Origin of the sequence: Microvirga sp. TS319 (assembly GCF_041276405.1) — a bacterium.
Classification (GTDB): Bacteria; Pseudomonadota; Alphaproteobacteria; order Rhizobiales; family Beijerinckiaceae; genus Microvirga.
This window is the reverse complement of the sequence record NZ_JBGGGT010000002.1, coordinates 645,469-668,518: the sequence shown is the minus strand read 5'-3', so window position 1 is coordinate 668,518 and position 23,050 is coordinate 645,469. Positions and strand designations below refer to the sequence as shown.

The window sequence follows — 23,050 nt, the reverse complement described above, 5'->3', positions numbered from 1 at the left end:
GATGCTCCACTCCTTAAACGGCGCAAACGGCGCATCGTTGCGAGCGGACCCGGAGGGCCGCGTCAGCGAAAACCGGGTCCACTTTTCGCTCGCGCGGACCGCCGGATCCGCACGATGCGCTGGCGTGCAGGAGCACAAGCGGAAAATGCGTTCCTACGGACGCCGCCCGTCGTCTTTCCGGTCTTTTCCACGAAGGCCGGTTCTCATTCGGTCGCCCGGTCCGTTCGGAAGGCCGCATGGCCGGCGCATCGCCCTCCTTCATGCACGCTCAGGCCGGTCAGCAGGCTCCGCGAGAGGGCATTGTATTCTCCCTCGGCGTTGAGGTGGGAAAAGGAAAGTTCGAGCACCCAGTCCTCCGACAGGGGAACGATGAACGCTTCGACGGTCATGGGACCGCCCGGAAGATTGGCATCGATCCAAGTCGCGGACCACCGGCTCGCTCCCGGAGACAGGGAAGCCAGGGATACCGATTGCGCGGGACGCCCGAGGAGATTCTCATAATCCTGCTGCAGCAGCGCCGCATCGCGGCTCGTCAGATCCGGCTGCGGCAGGCCCCGGAGCTCATGCGAGGAACGAAGGCTCACCTGCAGTTCCGCATCGGACAGAGTCGATTTCAGGCGCGTGTCCAATCCTCCCGTCATGGAATGCCATTCCTGCGGCAATGCGAACGCGAAACACTGGTCCGAACCGACGGAGCCGGCCACGCGGGTCTGACGCGCCTGAGGATCGAACCGCACCTGGATCTCATCCGCTGGATGAGCAGAGGTCTCGACGCGGGTCTTTGCGGCATACGCGTCCGGAATCCCGGAGAGCACCGCCAGAACTGCGGCTCCGGAAAGCAGCGCAAGCTTCTTGCCCATATCCCGATGATCCTCAAACTTCGTCCTGCAGATAGCAACGCCTGAGAACTGCGCAGGTTGCCTGTCGAGCCGTGGCCTTGAGTTGCCCGCCAATGGCCCTACCTCGCTCAGGAACCGAACGAATCTGGGAGAGAGCACATGAGGGCTTTGGCGCGCGTCTCTGTCATTGCAACCCTTCTTCTTGCAGCAGGGCAGGCTTTCGCGGCCACCTGCCGCGATCCCGCAGGTTTCGAGAAGTGGCTCGGCGACATCCAGCAGGAAGCGGTCGCGCGAGGCATCTCGCCCCAAGCGGTCAGGCAAGGCCTATCGGGTGTGACATTCGATCAAAGCATCATCAACCGGGATCGTGGTCAGGGTGTGTTCAAGCAGAGTTTTGCACAGTTTGCCGGGCGCATGGTGTCTCCTGCCCGCCTGAAAGGCGGCGCCGCCATGTTGAAGAGACATGCGGGCACGCTCTCGCGGATCGAACAGCGTTATGGCGTGCCGGCGCCCGTCCTCATCGCGATCTGGGGATTGGAAACCGATTTCGGCGCGGTGAAGGGCAAGCTCCCCGTCATCCGTTCCGTCGCGACTCTGGCCTACGATTGCCGCCGCTCGGAATTCTTCCAGGCGCATCTCTTCGATGCCTTGCGCATCGTCGACCGGGGCGATCTGACGCCCGACGAGATGCGGGGCGCCTGGGCGGGCGAGATGGGACAGACGCAGTTCATGCCCTCGAACTACGTGAAGTACGCCGTCGATTTCGACGGCGACGGACGCGCCGACCTGCTCCACAGCCCTGCCGATGTGCTGGCCTCGACAGCGAACTACCTGAAGGCGCACGGCTGGGCGAGAGGCGGCGACTGGTCGCCGGGCACACCGAATTTCGAAGCCATTCGCGCCTGGAACAAGTCGCAAGTCTACTCGCAGACTATTGCCTATTACGCCACCAAGCTCGCGGGCGGAGACACGTCCGCCTTCCAGGGGCAGTGAGCCCTCCCCAAAAAGAAAGGGCGGGCACCGGCGGCCCGCCCTTTCGTCCTCACGGATGAGGCTCGCGATCAGCCCCGGGCGCGGGCGCGGATCATGAAGGTGTCGTAGGCGTATTCGGCCACCTGGAACCAGAGATATTCCTCGCCGCGGAAAGCCTTGTAGCTCTCGTAGATCTTCTTGAAGTCCGGGTTCTTGGCCGAAATATCGTCATAGATCTCGTTGGCGGCCTTGTAGGCGGCTTCCATGATCTCCTGCGAGAACGGACGAAGCTGCGCGCCGTTGCCGATGAGGTTGCGCAGGCCCGCCGGATTCTTGGCGTCGTACTTGGCCTGCGTGTCCACGTTCACGTAGCCCGCGGCGGCCTGGATGGCGGCCTGGTAGGGCTTCGGCAGCTCCTTCCACTTCTGCAGGTTGATGAACATATGGATCGCCGGTCCGCCTTCCCAGAAGCCCGGATAGTAGTAGAACGGCGCGACCTTGTTCAGACCGAGCTTGTCGTCGTCGTAGGGCGCCACCCACTCGGCCGCGTCGATGGTGCCGCGCTCGAGCGACGGGTAGAGGTCGCCGCCCGCGATCTGCTGCGGAATGACGCCGAGCTTCGCCACGATCTGGCCGGCGAGCCCTGCGATGCGCATCTTGAGGCCCTTGAGGTCCTCGACGGTCTTGATCTCCTTGCGGAACCAGCCGCCCATTTGGGCACCGGTATTGCCGGCCGGCAGAGCGTAGAGATTATGCTTCGCATAGAACTCGTTGAGCAGGTCGTTGCCGCCGCCGTGATAGAGCCAGGCATTGGTCTGACGGGAGTTCAGTCCGAAGGGCAGATTGGTGCCGATCGCGAAGGTCGGGTCCTTGCCGACGTAATAGTAGGAGCAGGTGTGGCCCATCTCGACCGTGCCCGCCGCGATCGCATCGGCCGCCTGCGGAGCACCGACGATCTCGCCGGGCGCGAAGGGCTGGATCTGGAACTTGCCGTCCGTCGCCTCGGCCACGAGCTTTGCGAAGGTCTCGCCGCCGCCGAACAGCGTGTCGAGAGATTTGGGGAAGGCGGAGGTCATGCGCCAGCGGATCTCGGGAGCCGATTGCGCGATAGCCGGTTTGGCGATGGTTCCGGCAGCCGCGCCGATGGCGGCTGCCTGGAGGAATGCACGGCGTTTCATGGCGTCTCTTTCACGAAAGAAGATTTCAGTGCGCCAGCGAGACATAAAGTTTCAACCCGGCACAACGAAATGTAAAAAAGGAGACACTCTCATAAGGCCCCGACGAGCGGAAAGTACTGCTTTGGAAGCAAGGGCCTCATGCGCTCGGCGCATATGCTCCCTGCGCGGAGCGCCGTCCTTAGCTTAAAGGATAAGCTGTCCCGCGCTCCAGGCCAGAAGCAGGAGGATGATGAAGACGAGAAGGAAAAGGCCGAACAGGATCTTGGCGATCGTCTTGGCTCCGGAGGCAACGCCCGTAAAGCCCAATGCTCCGGCGATCAGAGACACCACAAGGAAGATCAGCGCCCATTTCAGCATCGTCGAAGCCTCGTCGTTTACGGTTCAGCTTGACATATAAGCGCTCAGCTTGGTGCGGGTTCCCTTTGAGTCCGGATCCGCACCCGGGCTTGCCTCACATCACGACGGTCACCTTGTCGGCGGCGCGGGTCAGGCCCGTGTAGAGCCACCGGCTGCGATGCTCCCGGAAGGCATAGGATTCGTCGAAGAGCACGAGGTCGTCCCATTGCGAGCCCTGAGCCTTGTGGACGGTCAGCGCGTAGCCGTAGGTGAACTCATCGGATTCCCGTCTCAGGGGAAACGGCACCTCCTCCTCGGTCCCTTCGAAGAAGGCCTTGTGAACGGCCACCTCCACGGATCTGCGGCGCGCATCGTCGTCGGACACCACGTCCATGCGGATGAAGTCGTTGCGGATGCCGCGCAGGGCGTGGATGCTCCACGTGCCGCCGTTGAGCAGGCCCTTGGTCTTGTCGTTGCGCAGGCATACGAGCTTCTCGCCTGCGGCCGGCATCGGATCGCGATAGCCGTTCAGCTCGCGCAGACGCGTGTTGTAGAGACGGCGCGTCTTGTTGAGACCCACGAGCACCTGATCGGCCGCCATGACCGTGTCGGCATCGATCTCGCGACGGCGGATGATGCGGCTCGCGCCATAGGTCCCGGGTTCGAGCCTGCCGCCTTCCCGCACCTTCATGGACAGGTGGACGATGGGGTTGTCCGTGGCCTGGCGGTGCACCTCCGTCAGCATCACGTCCGGCTCGGCTTCCGTGAAGAAGCCCCCGCCCTTCACGGGCGGCAATTGCGCCGGATCGCCGAGTACGAGGACCGGCTTGCCGAAGGACAGAAGATCGCGCCCCAATTCCTCGTCGACCATGGAGCATTCGTCGATCACGATGAGGTCGGATTTGGCGGCCTGGCTCTGGCGGTTGATGACGAATTGCGGCCCGTTCTCATCTCCCTCCCGCGAGCGATAGATCATGGAATGGATGGTGGAGGCATCGGCGCAGCCCTTGTTGCGCAGCACGAGCGCCGCCTTGCCCGTATAGGCGCCGAAGGTCACCTCTCCGTCGACGCCCTCGGCGACGTGACGCGCAAGCGTCGTCTTGCCGGTGCCCGCATAACCGAAGAGACGGAACACGGGGCGATCGCCCCGCCGCAGCCAATCGGCGACGGCCTTCAAAGCGGCATCCTGCTGGGGCGACCAGGTCATGACGATTTCGCCTCGCGGTTCAGATTGTAGAGCAGGCCGACGATGATGCAGGCGCTGCCGAGAAACACATAAGGATCGAGCGGCTCACCATAGAGCTGCCAACCGACGAAGGCGATCAGGGGAATACGCATGAAGTCGAGAGGCACGACCATGCTCGCATCCCCGCGGCGATAGGCGTTGGTCAGGCAGTAATGCGACAGGAGACCACCCAGGCAGATGCCGACGAGCGGCAGGATATGAGCAGGCGTGACCGCGAGCCAGAAGGCGCGGCCGACTCCCGCGAGGTTCATGGGCAGTTGCAGAAGGTTCATGAAGAAGAGGATCGAGAAGGTGCTCTCGGTTCGGGTCAGGCGCTTCGTCATGATGGCGACGAGCGCGAACGAGAAGGCGACGCCCAGCATCAGAAAACTGGCCGGCTGCAAGGTTTCCAGACCGGGGCGTAGGATGACGAGAACACCGGCGAAACCCAGGATCACGGCCACGAAACGCCCCAAGGTCATTCGCTCCTGAAGCAGCGGGATCGCCAGCAGCGCGACCCAAGCGGGCGACGTGAACTCGAGCGCGAAGACGGTCGCCAGCGGCAGAAGCGTGAGGCTGAAAGTCCATCCGTCGGTCCCCGCGAAATGCAGGACGTTGCGCGCGAGATGAAGTGGAAAGCGGCGCGGTTTGAGGCCGTGCCTCAGCTCCGGTTTGATTCCTGCGAGGGCGAGCAGGATCGCGACGCCCGCGAGGTTGCGGACCGCCAGCATCTCGAAAACCGAGAAGTCCGGCGCGAGCGCGCGAACCGCGACGGCCGTTGCGGAGAAGGCGAGGAGTGCGCCGGTCATCCAGGCGATGACGGCAATGAGATGACGATGAGACAAGGCGAACCACGGAGAGCTGAAGGATGCTCTCTCGCTTACCGCGCCTCGCGCACCGCGTGAAGGGTCGGGTGGGAGTCAGGTTGCCGCGTCTGCGCCGCGCATGAATTGCGCCGATGGCTTCCGCGTCCTCTCCCAACGTTAGGGCGAGCGCGAGGTGATTCTCTGCGCACATGACGCATCGACGCGCATCTTCGTCACCTCTGCGATGCACATTTTTGCGCCGTCCGCCGAAAAAATTTTCACCCTCGAGAAACGGCGTCACGACAGCTCGCCGATGCGACCCTCGCACGTCTTCGAGAAGAATCGTTCCGCTTGCGCGGACGATGCCGCGGAGGCGCGAAGATGCCGACCATCGCACCTTTAAGTAATTGATTTAACTAGCATTTAAAGTAGCGATGAAAACTAGTCTGTTAGATCCGAAGTGATCTTGAAGAGTCGAAAGAAGAGACGCTTCATGTCGGATCGCACGCCTTCTATCGCCTCCTGGGCGCGCAAGTTCAGGGTGTTCGCGCGACCTAAGTATCCACAGAAAAAGTACGGATTCTACTTTCTACACTTTCCGTTATTCGGAACCCGCTTGGTATAACGACGTTGCCTTGCAAGCGTGACGGTTGCACGCGAAGGCCCTTGAAGGAGGCGGCTATGCCGACAGACAACAAGAACCCGCTGACAGCGTTGTTCACGGGTGACACCGGTGCGACCAGCACCACGAAAAGAAGCGGAGCCAAGAAAGGCTCCAAGACCAGCGCGAAGAAGGCCAGCACCTCGTCGGCTCGCAAGAGCACGAAGAAGGCCGGCACGACGGGCGCTGCCAAGAAGACGGCAGCCAAGAAGACCTCGACGAGGTCGGCTGCGAAGTCTTCTGCCACGAAGACCGCTGCCAAGAAGACCGCGGCTAAGAGGACTTCGGCCAAGTCGGCCGTGAAGTCTGCGGCCAAGAAGACGGCGGCCAAGAAGTCCACCGCGACGAAGACCGCTGCGAAGAAGACCGCTGCGAAGTCGGCTCCCAAGTCGGCCGCCAAGAAGTCGGCCGCTCGCACGTCCACGGCTCGCAAGACCACCGCTCGCAAGACCACCGCTCGCGCCTCGACGGCCCGTTCGGCTCCGGCTCGCAAGTCCGCTACCCGCGGCACGGCAAAGTCCACGGCCCGCGGCACCGCGAAGTCCACGGCTCGCAGCACGGCGAAGTCTTCTGCCAAGAAGGCCGCCCCCAAGACGACGAAGCGCGCAGCCGCCGCGTCCAGCCGCACCTCCGCGACGAAGAAGTCCGGCAAGGTGGCCAAGCGTTCGACCAGCGCCCGCAAGAGCCCTTCGAAGGCCCGCAAGCGCTAAGCCAAACAGCCCCATGCGTCGGGAGAGGGGTCTCCTCGCCGCCCGACGCAGAGGCATAAAAATCGCCCGGTGAAAGCCGGGCGATTTTTCTTATGGGAAGCTCAATCTCGAACTCAGCGCCCGGTGCTCATGGGATCGCTGTCGCCCCAATAGGGCGTGGCATTGTAGTAGCGGTGGACGTGTTCCTCCCACTCCCGGTCGTAGGAAGCATCATGCCCCTCGGCCGTCCGGCGCGGAGCCCCGCGCAGCTGATCTTCCGACAGATTGAGCTCATAGGCGTCGAGCTCGACGTTGTATTTCAGAACACTCCAGGGCAGCGTGTAGTACTCCTCGCCCAGCCCCATGAAGCCGCCGAAGCTCATGACGGCATAGGCGACCTTGCCGGACCGCTTCTCGATCATCACGCGCTCGATCGTCCCGATCTTCTCGCCATCCGAGCGGCGTACCGGGGTCCCCTCCACCTTGTCGCTGGCGATCAGGTTATGGGTTTCGCGGACATCACTGCTTTGTACCGTCGTCTCCATTCTTTCGCTCCCTTCATCGGTAAAGTCTAAAGGCAACGCTCCCGCACAGAAGCCGTTCCGGTTGGCGGCATTGAGCCTTTCGAAAGCGCTTTTCCAAGCACCGCAAGGCTTTGAGCCACTCTCTCGTCACGGCCGCGCTCGTCACGACCACCCACATCTGACGCACCCCTGTCATCCCGTGGTCGCGCAGCGGAGTTCGGGATCCATCATCGCTGACGGTGCAGAATGGGACTGCGAAGGATCGTTGTGCTCATCCTCCGCAGGTCGTGCTGACGGCCCCCCGCCTGCGCGGCGATGACGGGAATGACGTCAGAGCTCCTGTCCCTCATGGCGGCATGAACGATGATCACGGCGGGAATGAACCGTGACCGGCCACCGCTTTCCGCATCCGTGAACGCCTGTTTCCTCAAGCGCTGCCATAGGAACCGCGCCAAGACCCTCACGTTGACCTTCGCTTTGCCCGGGACAACGAAGGAGATCGCCATGCCCGTTCGCCAGAAGCCGGTCGAGGAGCAAGTGATCGTCATCACGGGCGCGTCCAGCGGCATCGGCCTCGCGACAGCGCACCACTTTGCATCGCGCGGCGCCAAGGGCCTCGTGCTGGCAGCCCGCAACGAGGAGGCCCTGCGCAAGGTCGCCGATGAACTCGGCCGCAACGGCACCCGCGCCGTCGCGGTGCCGGCGGATGTGAGCAAGCGCGAGGATCTCGAACGGATCGCCAGCACTGCGATCGACACGTTCGGCGGGTTCGACACCTGGGTGAACGACGCGGCAGTCGCTCTCTACGGCACCGTCGACAAGATCCCTCTGGACGATCAGCGGCAGCTCTTCGAGGTGAATTACTGGGGCGTGGTCAACGGCTCGCTGATCGCGGCGGAGCACCTGCGCAATCGCGGCGGCACCATCATCAATGTCGGCAGCGTCCTGTCCGAGCGCACCATGATCCTGCAGACCCCATACTCGGCGTCGAAACATGCCGTGAAGGCCTTCACCGACGGGCTGCGCATGGAGTTGGAGGATCAGGGTGCGCCGATTGCGGTGACCCTCATCAAGCCCTCCTCCATCGACACGCCTTACGTGGAGCATGCCCGCAACTATCTCGACAAGGAGACGGCCGTTCCCCCTCCGACATACGACCCTCACCTGGTCGCCAAGGCGATCGTCTTCGCGTCCGAGCACCAGCGGCGCGAACTCACCATCGGCTTCGGCGGCTGGATGATCGGCGCCATGGGCAAGGTCGCACCGCGCCTGCTCGATAAGGCGATGGAGGTGACGGGCTACGGCTCCCAGACCACCAACCAACCCGAGCGCCGTCAGATGCGCGATAACCTTTATCGCGCCCGCGAGGACGGCGACATGTATTCGTCCCTGCCCGGCGAGCCGCGCAAGACGAGCCTGCTGCTCGAAGCGCAGCTCCACCCCTTCGCGACAGCGGCCGTTCTGGCCGGCATCGGCGCGGCGGTGGCAGGTCTCGTGCTTGCGCCTTTCGCGCCTTTCGCGGGGCGCGCGCGCCGCGCGCCACGCGCCAAGCGGCCGATGCCGCGCTACCAGCCAACCATGCGGCGCACCGGCAACGGTCACGACAAGCGCACCCTGGGGCCCGGCCATATCAGTCAGCGCGCTCTTGGCGAAGGCCGGCCGCAGCCGCGTCACTGATCCCGGCAGCGAAAGCGCGGCGCTTCAATCAACCGCAATCACCGGCATAAGACCGGTAATTGCGGGAGAGGCGCATCAAGGGGCGCGTCCCGTGGTGCATCGGTCGCGACGAAGCCACATCCATTTTCCCACCATGATGCGCTAGCCTCCCCGCATGAACCCGATTCGCTCTCTCGCCTTCACGGCGGCCCTCGTCCTCGGGGCCTCAGGCCTCGCTCACAGTGCCTTCGCCCAGGACAAGGGCACGCTGTCCCCGAAGCCGCTGCCGCCGCTCGCCAACCCCAGCGATCCGAAGCTCGCCGCCAAGGAACTGTTCGGGCGCAGCACGGTCCCGGCCTCTCTTCAATCCGAGTCCATCGGCAGCTATGCGCGCGGCTGCATGGCCGGGGCCGCTGCGCTCCCGGTCGATGGGGAGACCTGGCAGGTGATGCGCCTGTCCCGCAACCGCAACTGGGGTCATCCGCGGCTCGTCGCACTTCTGCAGCGCCTCTCTGCGCGCATGCCCGACGTCAACGGATGGCCCGGCCTTCTCGTCGGCGACATGTCACAGCCGCGCGGCGGGCCGATGATCACGGGCCACGCCTCCCACCAGATCGGTCTCGATGCGGATGTGTGGCTCACCCCCATGCCCGATCGCCGCCTGTCGCGGGTCGAGCGGGAGGAGATGTCCGCCACCAATGTCGTGCGCGGCGACTGGCTCGACGTGGATCCGGCGACCTGGACGCCGCAGCACACGGCCCTCATCCGCGCGGCCGCGAAGGAGAAGGACGTCGCGCGCGTCTTCGTGAACCCGGCCATCAAGAAAGCGCTGTGCCGCGAGGCCGGAGAGGACCGAGGCTGGCTGAGAAAAGTGCGTCCCACATGGGGCCACAACTACCATTTCCACATCCGGATCGCCTGCCCGGCGGGAGACGCCGCCTGCTCCGATCAGGATCCGCCGCCGAGCGGCGACGGGTGCGGGGCGGATCTCGCCGCCTGGTTCACGCCGGAGATGCTGCACCCGAAGCCCGGCAAGCCGCGCCCGCCCTTGACGATGGCGCAGCTCCCCGAGGAATGCCGCCGCGTCCTTGCGGCGCCCTGACGGGCGCCCGGAGGCGCTCGCCCTCCTTGTCCGGGCTTGCGCCCTATTCGGCCGCGACGCCGGTCCCGATCTGGCAGGACACGCCGGTGCCGCCAAGGCCGCAATAGCCGTTCGGGTTCTTCGCCAGATACTGCTGGTGATAATCCTCGGCGAAGTAGAATGGCCCGGCATCCAGGATCTCGGTGGTGGGGGGGCCGTAGCCGCGCTCCGCAAGGGCCTCCGCATAGGCCGCCTTCGAGGCTTCGGCGGCCCTGCGCTGGGCATCGTCGAAGACGTAGATCCCCGAGCGGTACTGCGTGCCCACATCGTTGCCCTGGCGCATGCCCTGGGTCGGATCGTGGTTCTCCCAGAAGGACTTCAGAAGCGCCTCGTAGGACGTCTTCTTGGGATCGAAGACGACGAGCACCACCTCGTTGTGCCCGGTCATGCCGGTGCACACTTCCTCATAGGTGGGATTGGGTGTGATGCCGGCGGAATAGCCCGCGGCCGTCACCCAGATGCCGTCTCCCATCTGCCAGAATTTGCGCTCGGCGCCCCAGAAGCAGCCGAGCCCGAACAGCGCCTTCTGCATTCCCTCGGGATAGGGCGGCTTCAGGGGATGGCCGTTGATGAAATGGGTTTCGGCGGTGGGAATCTCAGTGGCGCGGCCCGGCAAGGCCTCTTCGCGCGTGGGAAGATCGAGGGGTTTGCGGAAGCGGAACATGGAGACCTCTCCTGTGACCCGCCTTATGTAGGCCTTCCCTAGCCCCGGCGCGAGGGGCTTGGTCCCTCACCCTGCCGCGAACCCGTATCAGCGGCCCGCGAAATGTCCGATCGGCTCGAGCGGCTTCTGGCCGAGCCAGAGGAGCAGAACGCCGACGACAAAGCCTGTGACCGAGGCGGGAAGCTGGAGCAGCTGGCTCACGAAGGGATCCCACAGCCACGGATAGGTGCGCGCCGCCACCTGCCCCTCGAAGCCTGCCGCCCCGTCCGGGAACAGGGTTCCCGCAGCGCTCGAGATGGAGACGAAGGAGATCGTGTGATTGACGATGGATCGCGTTCCATCGATCACCAAGCCGATGAAACCGGCCGCGACCAATAGAAGCCCCACACTACGCGCCAGGAATTTCACAAGAGCCCCCCTAAACAGAGGGAACTATCTAGAGCGTTTTTTAGGTGCCGCAAAGTCACCCCGCAGAAACTTTCTTCACTTCGGTCTTGCCATCGGGACCGTTTTGGAGCTACAGGAGCGCTCCGCAGAGATGCAGGGAACTCGCCGGTTCGCACAGGGTGCGAACAAGGTTTCGCCTTCGGGAGAGTTCCACGTCGGAGGGGTGGCCGAGTGGTTGAAGGCGCACGCCTGGAAAGTGTGTATACGGGAAACCGTATCGCGGGTTCGAATCCCGCTCCCTCCGCCATTATCTGCCGCTGACCAGTAATCGCCTCCGGACGCGCGAAGAGCCGGTTCCACCTCTCCCATTGAGCTCAAGCCATATGGCGCCGCCTGATCCGGCGGCGGGAACGCGCGGCCCCTTCGCGCTCCCGTCAGGACCAGTTCACACGCCCGATCTCCACGTGAAAATCGTTGATCGGCTGAATCTGATCGGATCCCAGATGATCGAGATCGGCCGGTGCATGCGGCACGGCGGCGTGATCGGGACCTTGATCGAGATGCTCCGTCCACAGGCTGCCGGTATCGGTCGTTTCACCTCCGCTCTCTGCGATCAGCAAAAGGACATCGGACCCGAGGTGATCCTGCGCGGGTTCGAGCGAGGCCGCGGCAAAGCCCTGCTCGCCCGTCCCGACGGGATCTGGCACCATGTCGTCCACGATCACGTCAACCGTCTTCGGAACCGAAGCGGCCCCTTCCTGATCCACAAGCGTCACCCCGATGCTCCGGGTGCCGGCAGCAAGGCCCGTTCCGTCCGGGTTCTCCAGCACCAGCGCGCGCAGCACCGCCGCATAGGTGTCCGGCGGGGCGCTGCCGCTGAGAGATAGGCTTCCGGTCGCGGGGTCGTAGCCGCCCCCGACCAGCTCGATGCCGGTATCGCCGATCATCACATGGCCGCTCTCGTGATGGAGCGCGAACCCTTCGAAATCGAGCCTGTCGCCCGGATGTCCTCCTGAGAGAGTGACGGTCGCCCCGGAAAGATGGGTGCTGTCGACATCCTCCGCCTGCACGCCGCCGATCGCGCTGACGGCATGAGAGCCCGCATCCGAATGGCCGGGGGCCGTGAGCGAGACTTCAGGTGCGTCATTGACGGGCGCCACGGTGACCGTGAAGGGAGCCGATGACGTCGCGGTGCTGCCCGATGCGGTCTCCAGGCTCGTGGCATGAAGCGTCAGGTGCAGCGTTCCGTTCCAGTTCTGAGGCGGGATCAGCCGCACATCCGACAGCATGTCCGCAGACACCCGCCACGTGCCGTTCGCGCTCATCGTGCCTTGCGAAAGGACGAAGCCGTCCGGCAATCCGGAGATTGTGACGGAGGACAGCTGTTCCGACCCATCCGTATCGCTCAGCGCCGCCGAGAGATTCAGCGCAATCGCATGATCCTCCTCGCCGGTGACGTCGTTGGCCTGAAGCAGCGGCGCATCCGCCACGCCTTGAACCTGCACCTGGAACCGCGCCTCGGTCGTGATCGCATCGCCCGTTGCGCTTTCCGTTGCCGTCGCGTGCAGCGTCAGATTGAGCGTTCCGGAGAAATCATGCGGCGGGTTCAGGGTGAGGCCGGACAGCTGGGCTTCCGTGAGCGCCCAGCGGCCGCCGCCGAGATCGGTGCCGGCGCTGAGCGTGGCGCCCTCGGGCACGCCGCTGAGGATGAAGGCGAGGCTCTCCGAGCCGTCGATGTCGCTCAAGGCGCCGCCGAGCCCATCGAGAGACACCGGCGTGTCCTCCCGCCCGTGAGCATCCACCACGGTCACGCTCGGCGCATCTGCGACACCGCCCACCTGAACCACGAAGGAGGCCTCCGAGGTCGCCGTGCTGCCGTTCTTCTCGCGAGCCGTCACCTGCAGCGACAGCTCGATCCGGCCGGAGAAGTCGTGCGGCGGCGTGATCGTCAGATGCGACAGCGCGGACGGCGGAACGCTCCAGCTGTTGTTGCCCAGCGGCTCGCCGTGGGACAGCACCGCCCCATCGGGAATCCCCGTGATGACGACCGACAGCGTCTCCGAGCCGTCGCGGTCCACCAGGGAGGCCGAGAGGTTGAGCGGAATATCCGTGTCCTCGTCACCGAACACGTCGCGGGCGCTCGCGAGGGGCGCGTCGGCCACGGCCTCGACCTGCACCTGGAACCGTGCCTCGGTCGTGATCGCATCGCCCGTTGCGCTTTCCGTTGCCGTCGCATGCAGCGTCAGATTGAGCGACCCGGAGAAATCATCCGGCGGGTTCAGGGTGAGCCCCGCGAGCTGCGACGCGGACAGGCTCCAGCTGCCATCGGCGTTTCTCACGCCCGCCGACAGCGTGAAACCCTCGGGCACGCCCGTCAAAAGGATCGACAGAGTTTCCGAACCATCGGTGTCGGTCAGAGCGGCCGTCAGCCTGAGGGCAATCGGTTCGTCCTCCTGCCCCACCACGTTGCTTGCCGTGACGACCGGCTTGTCCGCCACCGGATCGACCGTCACGGTGAAGGTGGCCGAAGTCGAGGCGCCGGGACCGCCTGCCTTTTCCGTCGCGATTCCCGTGAGGGTCAGCGTGTAGCTGCCCGAAGCGTTCGTCGGCGGGTTCAGGGTGAGGCCGGACAGCTGGGCTTCCGTGAGCGCCCAGCGGCCGCCGCCGAGATCGGTGCCGGCGCTGAGCGTGGCGCCCTCGGGCACGCCGCTGAGGATGAAGGCGAGGCTCTCCGAGCCGTCGATGTCGCTCAAGGCGCCGCCGAGCCCATCGAGAGACACCGGCGTGTCCTCCCGCCCGTGAGCATCCACCACGGTCACGCTCGGCGCATCTGCGACACCGCCCACCTGAACCACGAAGGAGGCCTCCGAGGTCGCCGTGCTGCCGTTCTTCTCGCGAGCCGTCACCTGCAGCGACAGCTCGATCCGGCCGGAGAAGTCGTGCGGCGGCGTGATCGTCAGATGCGACAGCGCGGACGGCGGAACGCTCCAGCTGTTGTTGCCCAGCGGCTCGCCGTGGGACAGCACCGCCCCATCGGGAATCCCCGTGATGACGACCGACAGCGTCTCCGAGCCGTCGCGGTCCACCAGGGAGGCCGAGAGGTTGAGCGGAATATCCGTGTCCTCGTCACCGAACACGTCGCGGGCGCTCGCGAGGGGCGCGTCGGCCACGGCCTCGACCTGCACCTGGAACGGAGCACTGCGGGACTCGACTGAGCCGTTCGAACGCTCGCGGGCATGGGCATGCATGGTCAGATCCATCGTGCCGCTCCAATCGGCGGGCGGGATCAGCTTGAGGCCCGAGAGCTGAGCGGGCGTCAGCGTCCAGCTGCCGTCGCCGTTGTTCACGCCTGCGGTCAGCCGTGCGCCTGGAGGCAGGCCTTCGATCACGACGGAGAGCACTTCCGAGCCATCGGTGTCGTTGAGCCGCGCGGAGAGATGCAGATCGATCGAACCGTCTTCCCTGCCGGACGCGTCGTTCACGATCACCGTCGGTGCATCGGCCACGGGCGCGACATCGAAGGCGACCGTCTTCGTCGTGGTGGTCGCGTGTCCGTTCGCGGTCTCCTGTGTCGTGACCCGGACTGTCACTTCGAAATGGCCATGGCCGTTGGGAGGCGGGATCACCTGAACGCCCGACAGATGGTCAGGGTGCACGGTCCATGTGCCGTCGCCGTTGTTCGTGATGCCGGGACCGTCCGCGATCCGCGCGCCTCCGGTCAGACCGGACAGGATGATGGATGTGATGGTCTCGCTGTCATCGCTGTCGCCGGTCCGGATGTCGAGATTGAGATCGACCGGCTGATCCTCGAAGCCCCTGGCGGGCGCGGCCTTGATGACGGCCGCATCGGCAACGGGCGTGACCACGATCTCAAGCGGGCTCGTCGTGCACGCCTGGCTCCCTGTCGCCTCCTGAGAGACCGCCGTGACCATCAGCGTGATCGTGCCGGCGAAATCGGGCGGAGGAACGAGCTCCACCTTCGCGAGATCCTCGGGCCTCAGCAGCCAGTCGCCCGTTTTGGGGTCCTGAAGGCCGACCGAGAGGCGTGCGTTCTCCGGCACCCCCTGAATGCGGATGCCGAGCGCTTCTCTGCCGTGATCGGAATCCGCGAGTTCGGCCTTGATCGACAATGCGACCGCATTGTCTTCCGTCGTGGTCGCGTGCCCGATCGTCAATGTCGGCGGTTGCGCGATTTTGGATGCTGGATCTGTTCCGCCGCCCCCAACATCGCCTCCACCATCGCTGCCGCCGCCCTCGCCGCCTCCACCGTCGCCTGCGCCTTCGGGCACGGTGACGGTGACGGTCAGAGGCTTCGTCGAAGCCTCCCGATCGCCTTCCCGCTCGACCGCGATGGCGGTCACCTGCAGGTCGAAGTTGCCATACTGGCGGGCGCCGGGTCGAATGGCGAGGGTGGGGAGAGACGCCACCGGCACCAGCCATATTCCGTTGCCGACAGGACTACCGTCGGAGAGCGAAGCTCCGCGAGGCACGTTCTGCACCATCATGTAGAGGGTCTCGGAGTCGTCCTTGTCGGTGAGCTCCGCCGCGATGTGAAGCGGGATCCAGCCCTGCTCCGCGTCGATGCTGACATGGCCGTTCCCGCTTGACGGACCGACCTCGAGTTTCGGAGGATCGGCATCGCCGAGCGGATCGACCACCATGTGACCGCCGATCGTCGCCCGGACGCCGCCGTGGTCCTCGATGGTCATTTCGATCGTCAGCGTTTCCCTCTTGTCGCTGTTGAGGGGCATGGTCAGCGTCACGCCTTCCATGTGGTCGGAGGGAATCCGGTAGCGCCCTTCCGTGTCGGGAAGGATCACCGTTCCGTCGGCGAGCTTCAGAACCGCGCTCTCGGGGATCCCGCTGACGATGATGTCGCCCACGACCTTCTCCGATCCGTCCCTGTCGGACAGGCCCGGATCGAGATCGAGGGGGATCGGCTTGTCCTCCGTGCCGTGCATGGTTCCCCAGTCGCCGGTCTTGCCGTCGAGTCCGCCGACCGCGGGACGATCCACCACGGCGTCCACCTGGACCGGGAAGACGATCGTGCTCACCTTCTGGTCACCGCCATTGCGCTCCTGCGCAATCATCGTGACGGTCAGCGGGATGGAGCCGGAGAAATCCGGAGGCGGAAGAAGCGTGACGCGTGCGGCCTCCTCAGCCGTCAAGGACCAGATCCCGGAACCGCGATACGTGCCTTCGGACAGGATGGCGCCGGCCGGAAGATTGGAGATGACGAAGGTGATTGTCTCCGATCCGTCGGTGTCGACCGTCGCGGCCCTCAGGTCGAGGGGTATCTCGGTATCCTCGAAGCCGCTGGCGCCGGGGGTGAGCATCGTCGGCATGTCGGCCACGGCGCGAACCGTGACCGGAAGATCCATCGGAGCGCTTTCCGCGCGACTGCCGTTCGGCTCCTCCGATATGGCGGAAACGCGCAAGGTGAAATCGACATCGGATTGCGGAGGCGGCGTGATGGTGAGTGTATCGATCGCGCCCGGCGGCACCAGAATCGTGCCGTTAGCGTCTCTCTCCAGAACAACGCCCCCGGCCATTACGACGGCTCCCTCGGGCACATCCATCAGATGGAAACCGACGATGCGCTCGGAATTGTCGCGATCCGTCGCCCATGCCGACACGTGAAGCGGGATCGCCATATCCTCGTCACCGACGGCCGGGCTCACGCGCAATCCCGGCGCATCGGCCACCGCATCGACATCCACCTGGAACTCGACTTCGGTCGTCGCTTCGTGGCCGTTCGCTTTCTCGCGGGAGGTCGCCTGCAGGGTGAGATCGAGGGTGCCGGAGAAATCCCGTGGCGGCGTGAGCGTGAGGCCCGCGAGATCGGCCGGATCGACATGCCAGCTGCCGTCGGCGGCCCGGTGGCCGGCCGAGAGCGAAGCGCCATCCGGCACGCCCAGAATGACCACCGACAGCGTCTCCGAGCCGTCGGTGTCGGTCAGCGCCGCCGTCAGCTTGAGGGCGATCGCCTGATCCTCTTTCCCGTCCACGTCGCTCGCCGTGGCGCTCGGTGCGTCCGCGACGGGATTTACCGTGACGGTGAACGATTTTTCGGTCGAGGCCGTATCGCCGTCGCTCTCGCGGGATGTGGCGTGAACGGTGAGCCGGATGTCACCGGAGAAGTCGTGCGGCGGCGTCAGCTTCAGCTTGGACACGTCCGACGCATTGACGCTCCAGGTGCCGTCCGGCTGGCGGGTGCCATGAGACAGCACCGCGTCGTGGGGGACGCCCGAGATGACCACCGACAGCGTCTCCGAGCCGTCCGTATCGACCAGACTGACCTTGAGGTTGAGGGAGATCGCCGTATCCTCGTCACCGGACACGTTCTTGAGTATGACGGACGGGGCATCGGCCACTCCATCCACATCAAGCTGGAACGTGGTGCTGTTGGTGGCCTCCAGATTGCTCGATGTCTCGCGGGAATGAGCCACCACCGTGATGGTGCGGGTGCCGCTCCAATTCGTGGGCGGGGTCATCGTCAGGCCGGGCAGTTGCGCGGGCGTCAGCGTCCAGCTGCCGTCGGCGTTCTCCACGCCGGCCGAAAGCCTGGTCCCGGCGGGCAGCCCCTGGATCACGATGGAGAGAACCTCGGATCCGTCGGTGTCCGTCAGCCCGGCCGAGATGTCGAGGGTGATCCGCGTGTCTTCCTTGCCCGAGGCATCATGGGCGCCCACGGTCGGCTGATCCGGAACGGCTTCCACGCGAACCGGGAACGTTCTCGTCGACGACGCCTGCGAGCCATTGGAGATTTCGCGGGACGTCGTCTCGATGGTCAGGTTGAACGTGCCCGAATAGTCTTTCGGCGGAACGATGGCGACCTGCGACAGCTCCGCGGGATCGATGCGCCACGCGCCGTGTCCGACAGGCGTGCCATGGGTCAGAGAGAAGCCGTCCGGAACGCCGGAAATGACCACGGACGCGATCTCTTCCGATCCGTCTCTGTCGGCCACCCGCGTCGACAGGTTCAGCGGAATGCTCTCGTCTTCCTGGCCGGATGCACCGTTGGCCGTGATCTCGGGCGCATCGGCGACCGCTTCCACCTGAACCTGGAAAGGCGTGCGGCTCGTCGCGACGGAGCCGTTCGAACCCTCCCGCGCCGTCGCCTCCAAGGTCAGGTCGATCGTGCCGGAAAAATCTTTCGGCGGCGTGATCTTCAGGCTCCCGAGATCGGCCGGATCGACCACCCATGTGCCGTCGGCCATGCGCGTTCCGTGATCGAGAGACGCTCCGTCGGGAATGCCCAGGATCCTGATCGACAGCACTTCCGATCCGTCGGTATCCGTCAGTTTCGCCTCGAGCTTCAGCGCAATGGCCTCGTCTTCCTTTCCCGCGACACCGTCCGCTCGCAGCTCAGGCTCGTCGGCCACGGCGTTGACATGCACCTTGAAGGGCACATCCGTCGTGGCGAGGGAGCCGTTCGCCGTTTCCCGCGACGTCACGTGCACGGTGAGGCTCAGCGTGCCGGAGTAGTTTTCGGGCGGCGTCAGAACGAGGTGCGGCAGGTCGGAGGGATCGAGCACCCAGGTGCCGTCGGGCGACCGGCTGCCGCGGGACAGGGATGCTCCCGGCGGAACGCCCGTGATCGTCACGGACGAAAGCTGTTCCGACCCGTCGGTGTCGACGAGCGCGGCCGCGAGGTTCAGGGCGATCGGCTCATCCTCCTGTCCGGTGACCTCGCGCGCGTCGACGCGAGGCGCATCGGCCACCGCATCGACATCCACCTGGAACTCGACTTCGGTCGTCGCTTCGTGGCCGTTCGCTTTCTCGCGGGAGGTCGCCTGCAGGGTGAGATCGAGGGTGCCGGAAAAATCCCGTGGCGGCGTGAGCGTGAGACCCGCGAGATCGGCCGGATCGACATGCCAGCTGCCGTCGGCGGCCCGGTGGCCGGCCGAGAGCGAGGCGCCATCCGGCACGCCCAGAATGACCACCGACAGCGTCTCCGAGCCGTCGGTGTCGGTCAGCGCCGCCGTCAGCTTGAGGGCGATCGCCTGATCCTCTTTCCCGTCCACGTCGCTCGCCGTGGCGCTCGGTGCGTCCGCGACGGGATTTACCGTGACGGTGAACGATTTTTCGGTCGAGGCCGTATCGCCGTCGCTCTCGCGGGATGTGGCGTGAACGGTGAGCCGGATGTCGCCAGAATAGTTTTCGGGCGGCGTCAGAACGAGGTGCGGCAGGTCGGAGGGATTGAGCACCCAGGTACCGTCCGGCTGGCGGGCGCCGTGAGACAGGGATGCTCCCGGCGGAACGCCTAGAATGACCACCGACAGGGTCTCCGAGCCATCCGTGTCGGTCAGCGCCGCCATCAGCCTGAGGGAGATCGACGTGTCCTCGTCGCCGGACACGTCCTTGAGCGTGACGGACGGGGCATCGGCCACTCCGTCTACATGGACCTGGAAGGAGGAGCGCGTGGTGGCGATTGCTCCGTTGGCGGTCTCGCGGGAGGTTGCCTGCAGGGTGAGATCGAGGGTGCCGGAAAAATCCCGTGGCGGCGTGAGCGTGAGGCCCGCGAGATCGGCCGGATCGACATGCCAGCTGCCGTCGGCGGCCCGGTGGCCGGCCGAGAGCGAGGCGCCGTCCGGCACGCCCAGAATGACCACCGACAGGGTCTCCGAGCCGTCGGTGTCCGTCAGCGCCGCCGTCAGCTTGAGGGCGATCGGCGTGTCTTCCTTGCCCGAGGCATCATGGGCGCCCACGGTCGGCTGGTCCGGAACGGCTTCCACGCGAACCGGGAACGTTCTCGTCGACGACGCCTGCGAGCCATTGGAGATTTCGCGGGACGTCGTCTCGATGGTCAGGTTGAACGTGCCCGAATAGTCTTTCGGCGGAACGATGGCGACCTGCGACAGCTCCGCGGGATCGATGCGCCACGCGCCGTGTCCGACAGGCGTGCCATGGGTCAGGGAGAAGCCGTCCGGAACGCCGGAAATGACCACGGACGCGATCTCTTCCGATCCGTCTCTGTCGGCCACCCGCGTCGACAGGTTCAGCGGAATGCTCTCGTCTTCCTGGCCGGATGCACCGTTGGCCGTGATCTCGGGCGCATCGGCGACCGCTTCCACTTGAACCTGGAAAGGCGTGCGGCTCGTCGCGACGGAGCCGTTCGAACCCTCCCGCGCCGTCGCCTCCAAGGTCAGGTCGATCGTGCCGGAAAAATCTTTCGGCGGCGTGATCTTCAGGCTCCCGAGATCAGCCGGATCGACATGCCAGCTGCCGTCGGCGGCCCGGTGGCCGGCGGAGAGCGAAGCGCCGTCCGGAACGCCCAGAATGACCACGGACGCGATCTCTTCCGATCCGTCTCTGTCGGCCACCCGCGTCGACAGGTTCAGCGGAATGCTCTCGTCTTCCTGGCCGGATGCACCGTTGGCCGTGATCTCGGGCGCATCGGCGACCGCTTCCACCTGAACCTGGAAAGGCGTGCGGCTCGTCGCGACGGAGCCGTTCGAACCCTCCCGCGCCGTCGCCTCCAAGGTCAGGTCGATCGTGCCGGAAAAATCTTTCGGCGGCGTGATCTTCAGGCTCCCGAGATCGGCCGGATCGACCACCCATGTGCCGTCGGCCATGCGCGTTCCGTGATCGAGAGACGCTCCGTCGGGAATGCCCAGGATCCTGATCGACAGCACTTCCGATCCGTCGGTATCCGTCAGTTTCGCCTCGAGCTTCAGCGCAATGGCCTCGTCTTCCTTTCCCGCGACACCGTCCGCTCGCAGCTCAGGCTCGTCGGCCACGGCGTTGACATGCACCTTGAAGGGCACATCCGTCGTGGCGAGGGAGCCGTTCGCCGTTTCCCGCGACGTCACGTGCACGGTGAGGCTCAGCGTGCCGGAGTAGTTTTCGGGCGGCGTCAGAACGAGGTGCGGCAGGTCGGAGGGATCGAGCACCCAGGTGCCGTCGGGCGACCGGCTGCCGCGGGACAGGGATGCTCCCGGCGGAACGCCCGTGATCGTCACGGACGAAAGCTGTTCCGACCCGTCGGTGTCGACGAGCGCGGCCGCGAGGTTCAGGGCGATCGGCTCATCCTCCTGTCCGGTGACCTCGCGCGCGTCGACGCGAGGCGCATCGGCCTCACCATCCACATGGACCTGGAAGGGGGAGCGCGTGGTGGCGATTGCTCCGTTGGCAGTCTCGCGGGAGGTCGCCTGCAGGGTGAGATCGAGGGTGCCGGAGAAATCCCGTGGCGGCGTGAGCGTGAGGCCCGCGAGATCGGCCGGATCGACATGCCAGCTGCCGTCGGCGGCCCGGTGGCCGGCCGAGAGCGAAGCGCCATCCGGCACGCCCAGAATGACCACCGACAGGGTCTCCGAGCCGTCGGTGTCCGTCAGCGCCGCCGTCAGCTTGAGGGCGATCGCCTGATCCTCTTTCCCGTCCACGTCGCTCGCCGTGGCGCTCGGTGCGTCCGCGACCGCCGTCACCTCGATCCCGTATCGGCCGCTCACCTCACGGCTTGCGCTCACTCCGTTCGCCGTGTCCGTCAGGGTCGCTTTGAGCGTCAGGTTGAAATCATTGTCGCTGTCCGCCGGCGGCTTGATCGACACGAGCCCCGCCTGCAGCGCGGCGGTCGATACCTCCCAGACGCCCGGGGCGACTTCCCTACCCTGGCTGAGCAGGGCGCCGGCAGGCACGCCCGAGACCATCGTGGTTTCGGACCATGTCTCCGAACCGTCCCTGTCGGTCATGGCGAAGGTGGGTTTCAGGGCGATCCATTGATCCTCGTCGCCGACACTGGAGCCGCCGATGGTGCCATCGTCCACGACCGGATCGAGAATGAGGGTGAACGTGGCGGAGGTCTTGGCGCTGGAGCCACCGACGCGTTCGGTGGCCACGGCGGTGAGCGTCATGGTGAAAGTGCCGGAGGCGTTTTCCGGAGGCGTCAGGGTCAGGCCGGAGAGCTGCCCTTCGGTGAGTGCCCAGCGGCCGCCGCCGAGATTCGTCCCGGCGCTCAGGGTCGCGCCGGTGGGCACGCCGCTGAGCACGAAGCTCAAGGTTTCCGAGCCGTCGATGTCGCTCAGCCTGCCGCCGAGGCCGGCCAGGGACACCACCTCGTCCTCACGGCCATGAGCATCGGCGACACTCACGCCGGGAGCATCGGCAACCGGAGCCACATGAACCGCGAAGGATGCCTCGGAGACCGCCGTGCTGCCGCTGCGCTCGTGCGAGGTGACCCGCATCGTCAGTTCGATGCGGCCGGAGAAGTCGTGCGGCGGCGTGAGGGTCAGGTCTGCGACATCGCGCGGATCGACGCTCCAGCTGCCATCCGGCTCCCGGTGACCGTGCGACAGAACCGCTCCGTCGGGAACACCCAGGATCCTGACCGTCAACGTCTCCGAACCGTCCGTATCGGTCAGGGCAACCGTCAAGTGGAGAGCGATCGCCTGGTCCTCGTCGCCTTCCGCATCGGCCGCCTGCGCGATCGGCGTTTCGGCCGTGACGTCGGGCTGATCCTGGGGGGGACGGACCACGGGCGGCGGCGTCACCACGGGAGGCTTGGGCGATACGCCCGGGGCGGCGGGTATCACCGGCACAGCCGCGGGCGCGCTGGGTTGATCGAGCGAAACGGCGTCGGAGGAGCCGTGGGGGCCGGCGCCCCTGAGCATCGTGATCGCGGATGCAGGCGCCGACACGTTCGGCGCGAGGAGCTCGAGGAGTGCGAAATCCTGCGGGATCGACAACGGGTTCGACAGCGCGGGGTCCAGGGGCTTCAGGGGTTCGTCCTGCCGTGCGTATGTCGGCAATGCCTCGGGCGCGGGGGCGCCATCCGGTCCGAGGACGAAACCGCCCTGCGCGCCACCCTGCACCGTTGCGACCATCGCGGCCGTGGCGATGCCGCTCACGAGAATGCCGCTGGCGCCGCCGTCTCCCTGCGAGAGCGAGCGCTGCACGGCGCGCAGCGCACGCAGCATTTCCTCGTCGATGACGCTGGCGTCGAAGGGGATGGTCGGGTCGATCTGCTGGGTCAT

Annotated in this window: 13 protein-coding genes and 1 tRNA gene; 4 read left to right on the top strand and 10 right to left on the bottom strand. The window is 65.6% G+C overall.

Annotated elements, in window-relative coordinates:
* Positions 1-203: 203 nt before the first annotated feature.
* A complete protein-coding gene (locus tag AB8841_RS12485) occupies positions 204-860 on the bottom strand; it encodes a hypothetical protein (protein WP_370436165.1) in 657 nt (218 codons plus the stop codon).
* Positions 861-998: 138 nt separating this feature from the next.
* Here AB8841_RS12485 and AB8841_RS12480 point away from each other — a divergent pair, with 138 nt between their 5' ends.
* A complete protein-coding gene (locus tag AB8841_RS12480) occupies positions 999-1,832 on the top strand; it encodes a lytic transglycosylase domain-containing protein (protein ID WP_370436164.1) in 834 nt (277 codons plus the stop codon).
* Positions 1,833-1,900: 68 nt separating this feature from the next.
* Here the strand turns inward: AB8841_RS12480 and AB8841_RS12475 are convergent, their stop codons facing one another.
* From AB8841_RS12475 to AB8841_RS12450, 6 genes are all read right to left on the bottom strand, one after another.
* Complete coding sequence (locus AB8841_RS12475) at positions 1,901-2,989, bottom strand: TRAP transporter substrate-binding protein (protein WP_370436163.1); 1,089 nt, start codon at positions 2,987-2,989, stop codon at positions 1,901-1,903.
* Positions 2,990-3,172: 183 nt separating this feature from the next.
* Positions 3,173-3,346: a DUF1328 domain-containing protein gene (locus AB8841_RS12470; protein ID WP_370436162.1), complete on the bottom strand. Its 174-nt coding sequence runs from the start codon at positions 3,344-3,346 to the stop codon at positions 3,173-3,175.
* A gap of 94 nt (positions 3,347-3,440) precedes the next feature.
* Positions 3,441-4,532, bottom strand: a complete 1,092-nt coding sequence (locus tag AB8841_RS12465; protein ID WP_370436161.1) for an ATP-dependent RecD-like DNA helicase — start codon at positions 4,530-4,532, stop codon at positions 3,441-3,443.
* A complete protein-coding gene (locus AB8841_RS12460; RefSeq protein WP_370436160.1) occupies positions 4,529-5,395 on the bottom strand; it encodes a DMT family transporter in 867 nt (288 codons plus the stop codon). Before AB8841_RS12460 ends, AB8841_RS12465 begins: the two co-directional genes overlap by 4 nt.
* 515 nt (positions 5,396-5,910) lie before the next feature.
* Positions 5,911-6,720 (bottom strand): hypothetical protein, encoded by an 810-nt coding sequence (locus AB8841_RS12455; RefSeq protein ID WP_370436159.1) that lies wholly within the window; start codon positions 6,718-6,720, stop codon positions 5,911-5,913.
* A gap of 120 nt (positions 6,721-6,840) precedes the next feature.
* On the bottom strand, positions 6,841-7,251 hold the full coding sequence (locus AB8841_RS12450) for a PRC-barrel domain-containing protein (protein ID WP_370436158.1): 411 nt from the start codon (positions 7,249-7,251) through the stop codon (positions 6,841-6,843).
* 483 nt (positions 7,252-7,734) lie between these two features.
* Between AB8841_RS12450 and AB8841_RS12445 the strand changes: the two genes are divergently transcribed.
* Positions 7,735-8,907 (top strand): SDR family oxidoreductase, encoded by a 1,173-nt coding sequence (locus AB8841_RS12445; RefSeq protein ID WP_370436157.1) that lies wholly within the window; start codon positions 7,735-7,737, stop codon positions 8,905-8,907.
* A gap of 154 nt (positions 8,908-9,061) precedes the next feature.
* Positions 9,062-9,988: a penicillin-insensitive murein endopeptidase gene (mepA, locus tag AB8841_RS12440; RefSeq protein ID WP_370436156.1), complete on the top strand. Its 927-nt coding sequence runs from the start codon at positions 9,062-9,064 to the stop codon at positions 9,986-9,988.
* 43 nt (positions 9,989-10,031) lie between these two features.
* Here the strand turns inward: mepA and msrA are convergent, their stop codons facing one another.
* A complete protein-coding gene (gene msrA, locus AB8841_RS12435; protein ID WP_370436155.1) occupies positions 10,032-10,691 on the bottom strand; it encodes a peptide-methionine (S)-S-oxide reductase MsrA in 660 nt (219 codons plus the stop codon).
* Positions 10,692-10,778: 87 nt separating this feature from the next.
* Complete coding sequence (locus AB8841_RS12430; protein WP_370436154.1) at positions 10,779-11,078, bottom strand: PetM family of cytochrome b6f complex subunit 7; 300 nt, start codon at positions 11,076-11,078, stop codon at positions 10,779-10,781.
* A gap of 217 nt (positions 11,079-11,295) precedes the next feature.
* Between AB8841_RS12430 and AB8841_RS12425 the strand changes: the two genes are divergently transcribed.
* Positions 11,296-11,385: transfer RNA gene (locus AB8841_RS12425), tRNA-Ser, on the top strand.
* 127 nt (positions 11,386-11,512) lie between these two features.
* Here AB8841_RS12425 and AB8841_RS12420 read toward each other — a convergent pair.
* Positions 11,513-23,050, bottom strand: coding sequence for an Ig-like domain-containing protein (locus tag AB8841_RS12420; protein ID WP_370436153.1), 11,538 nt, complete (start codon positions 23,048-23,050; stop codon positions 11,513-11,515).